This is a genomic window from Actinoalloteichus spitiensis RMV-1378 (assembly GCF_000239155.1).
GTDB classification, from domain to species: Bacteria; Actinomycetota; Actinomycetes; order Mycobacteriales; family Pseudonocardiaceae; genus Actinoalloteichus_B; species Actinoalloteichus_B spitiensis.
In genome coordinates, this window is sequence record NZ_AGVX02000648.1 from 1 (window position 1) to 4118 (window position 4118).

At 73.7% G+C, this 4118-nt stretch carries 1 protein-coding gene; it reads right to left on the reverse strand.

Annotated features, from left to right (window positions below; translation table 11 throughout):
- Positions 1-4118, reverse strand: a 4118-nt coding sequence (locus ACTIDRAF_RS30770; protein ID WP_016701119.1) for a non-ribosomal peptide synthetase, incomplete at both ends; no start/stop codon positions are given.

The following is a 4118-nucleotide window of genomic DNA, read 5'->3' on the forward strand; positions in this document are numbered from 1 at the left end:
GGGGCACGGCGAGGAACAGTTCTCCGACCGCGCCCGGCGGGGTGGGACGCAGGGTGGTGTCGAGTACGCGTGCCCGGTCCTGGTTCGAATCGGCGGGGGTGGTGGGTGTTCCCGCCGGTTGGCGGGGCCGGTCGACCCGGTCGAGGGCGAGTTCGGTGAGGGGGCGGTCGGGCTCGGCGAGCGCGCCGTGGAGCAGGGCGCGGTACCAGCGGGTGATCGTGCGCGCGGTGCTGTCGTCGAAGAGGGCCCGGTCGTAGCGCAACGTCAGCTCGATCCCGCCTCCGCCGGGGTGTTCGGCGAGGTCGAGGTGCAGGTCGAACTTCGCCGTCCTGGGTCGGAACGGCAGGGGACGCACGGACAGCCCCGGCATCACCGGCGCGGGCAGGCCGGCGTCCCGCGACGTGATCATGACCTGGAAGAGGGGGTGCCGGCCGGGGACGCGTGCGGGCCCGACCGCGTCGACGACGCGGTCGAACGGGATGTCCTGGTTGGCCAGGGCGACCAGATCGGTGTGGCGGACCCTGGCGATCAGTTCGGTGAACGTCGGACGGCCGGAGACGTCGGTCCGCAGGACCACCGTTTCGGCGAAGAAGCCCACCAGTTCGTCCAGGACGGGATGGGACCGTCCCACCGCGACGGTCCCGACCGGTACGTCGTCGCCGGCGCCGGCCCTGGTGAGGGTGGCGGCCAAGGTCGCGTGGAGCACCATGAAGGTCGTGGCGCGGTGCCGCGCGGCGAAGCTCAGGATGCGGCGGTGGGTGCCGGCGTCGATCCGCACGCTCGTCTCTCCGGCGGGGCGGGTCGTCGAGGGACGGCGGTCGCGGTCGGTGGGGAGGAGGAGTTCCTCGGGCGCGCCGAGCAGCTCCTGCCGCCAGTGGGCGAGGCCCTGGTGGAGCCGGCTGGACGGGTCGTCCTCATCGCCCAGGCGGTCGCGGAGCCAGAGCGTGTGGTCGGCGTACTGGAGGGGCAGGCCGGGCCAGGCCGGTGCGGTTCCGACCGCCCGCGCGGTGTAGGCGGCCGAGAGATCCCGGAAGAGGGGGGCGAGGGACTTCTCGTCCGCGGCGACGTGGTGCAGGACGAGGATGAGGACGTGTTCCCCCGAGTACTCCGTGGTCAGCAGCACCGGCCGGACCGGTGGGTCGTTCACCAGGTCGAACCCGGCTTCGGCTAGCCGGACGATCTCACGTTCGAGTGCGGCTCGCCTCGTGCTGAGGACGGCGAGGTCGAGCCGGGGGTCGTCCGGGGGGATGACGTGTTGGCGGGGTCCTTCCCCGTCGGTGGGCAGGGTCGTGCGCAGGCTCTCGTGCCGTCGCACCACGTCGGTCACGGCCAGTCGGAGAGCGGGGAGGTCGAGGTTCCCGTCGAGCCGGAGCACCACGGGGATGTTGTAGGTGCCGCTGGGGCCGGTCAGCTCCTGGAGGACCCACAGGCGCCGCTGGGTCGGTGCGGCGGGAACGGTCCGGGGGCGGGGTCGTGCGACCGGTGCTTGCTCGGCGGAGGCCGGGTCGCCGGTCGCGGCGGTGAACGCGGCGACCGTGGGGTTGTCGAACAGGACGCGGATCCCGGCCTCGATTCCCAGGTCGGCGCGGATCCGGGCCACCAGGGTGAAGGCGCGCAGCGAGTCCCCGCCGAGCGCGAAGAAGTCGTCGTCGGTGCGCACCTCCGGCACCTCCAGGACCTCGGCGAAGAGCGCGCACAGCCTCCGCTGGCGGTCGGTGGTGGGAAGCCCGTGCCCTGACGAGGCGAACCTGGGGGCGGGCAGTGCCCTGTGGTCCAGTTTGCCGTTGGGCGTCAGCGGCAGCACGTCGAGCGTCACGAGGGCGGTGGGCACCAGGTGGCTGGGTAGTGACTCGGCGAGCCAGCCGCGGAGTTCGGTGGTCGTGGGCGTGTCGACGTGCGGGGTGGTGGTCAGGTACCCGACCAGGCGGGAGGTGCCTCGGCGGTCCGTCGTGGGCACGACCGCGGCCGAGGTGACTGCGGGGTGGCGGAGCAGTGCCTCCTCGACCTCCGCTGGTTCGATGCGGAATCCTCGGATCTTGACCTGCCGGTCGGCTCGGCCGAGGTGTTCCAGCTCCCCGTCGTGGTTCCGCCTGGCGATGTCTCCGCTGCGGTACAGGACGCTGCCCGGGGGGCCGAAGGGGTTGGCGACGAAGCGGGTGGCGGTCAGGCCGGGGCGGTGCCGGTAACCTCGGGCCACCCCGGATCCCTCCACGTAGAGCTCCCCGGGCACTCCCGGTGGTAAGGGCTGGAGCGCGGCGTCGAGCAGGTGGACCCGCAGGTCGGGCAGGGCGTCACCGACAGGACTCCCACCGTTGGTGGCCGTGGCGGCGGTGGCGGGGGTCAGGGCGAGCCGGGTGACGTGCACCGTGGTCTCGGTGATGCCGTACATGTTCGTCAGTGCGGGACGTGTGGTGCCGTTCCTCGCGTACCAGTCGGTCAGCCGCCAGGGGTCGAGCGCCTCGCCGCCGAAGATGACGTGGCGGAGGGCGAGGGCGGTGGCGGTGGCGGGTTCGTCCCTGATCGCGGCATCGAGCTGGTAGAAGGCGGACGGCGTCTGGTTGAGGATGGTGACGCGGTGGGACACCAGCAGCCGGAGGAAGTCGCTCGGGGACCTGCTGACGTCGTGTCCGACCACGACGAGCCGGCCGCCGGTGAGCAGGGCTCCCCACATCTCCCAGACGGAGAAGTCGAAGGCGCAGGAGTGGAAGAGCGTCCAGACGTCCTCGGGGCCGAAGTGGAAGGCCCCGTCCGTGGAGTGGAGCAGCCGCACGAGGTTGCGGTGGCTGACGGAGACGCCTTTCGGTCGCCCGGTGGACCCGGAGGTGTAGATGACGTAGGCGCAGCGGTCGGCGCTCGGTCCCTGGCCCCGGTCGGGGTCGTCCGCCGGTTGGCCGGCCAGGAGGTGGGCGGTGCGCGCCGTGTCCAGGCACAGGGGTTGGGGGCGGTGCGGGGCCGGAGGGGCCCCGGGCCCGGGACCAGCGGCGGCGAGCGCGGCCGCGACGGCGGTGGTGGTGACGATGTCGTGCACCCGGGCGTCGGCGAGGGTCGCCGCCAGCCGCTCGGCGGGGTGCGCGGGGTCCAGGGGCAGGTATCCGGCTCCGGTCTTGAGCACCGCCAGCAGGGCTGTCGGGAGGTCCACCGTGCGGGGCAACACGACGGCCACCAGGTCCTCGGGTCCCGCGCCCCGCTCACGCAGGACCGAGGCGAGCTGGTTGGCGCGCCTGTTCAGTTCCGAGTAGGTCAGCCGGGTGGTCTCGTCCTCGACGGCGGCCGCGCCGGGTTGCCGGGCGGCGACCCTCTCGAACATCCGGTCCAGGGTGACGGTGTCCAGGGCGGACCGTGCTGGTGCGCCGTCCGGGGCTCCCGGCGGGGTCGCCGGGGTTCGCGGTCCGCCCGGGTCGAGGGACAGCCGGCCGAGGGGGGTGTCCGGGGCGGAACGGGCGAGGGCGGAGAGCGCGCCGAGGAACCTGCCGTGGTGGGCCTCGACCTCGTCGGCGCGGTGGGTGGTGGGGTTGGCGTCGAGGTCGACCCGCACGCTGGTCTCCCCGTTGTCGTAGACGCCGATAGCCAGGTCCTCGGGGGTGCCCGGGGAGAGTTCGTGCACGGTGGCCGGGTTGCCGGCGAAGGAGAGGTCCGGGTCCATCGTCATCAGGTTGAGCACGGGCCCGACGATCCGCCGGCCAGCCGATCCTCCCAGCTCACGCAGGATGTCCTCGTGGCGGTAGCGCTGTCTGCGGAGGGCGGCGAGCACCGCTCGCCCTGCCTGGGCAGCGGTGTCACGCACCGAGTCGCCCGGCCGGACGGTGAGGCGGAGCGGCAGCACGGTGGCGAAGGTGCCGAGCGAGTTCCGGGCCGCGCGTCCGGTGCGGGCCGTCACCGGCAGGCCGAGCACGACGTCCTGGGCTCCCGCGACGCGGTGGACCAGGAGCGCGGCGGCGACCACGACCAGGCTGGTGCGCCGCTGCCCGATCTCCTCCGCCCGGTGGGCGAGCAGGTCCCAGTCCCGGCTGGCCAACCGCCCCGTGGCTCGGGGTGGGGCCGAGATCGTGGCGGCCGAGGCGCTCCCGAGCCCGGGTGGGTCGCCGAGGTTGGCGAGCCGATCGGCCCAGTAGCGGCGG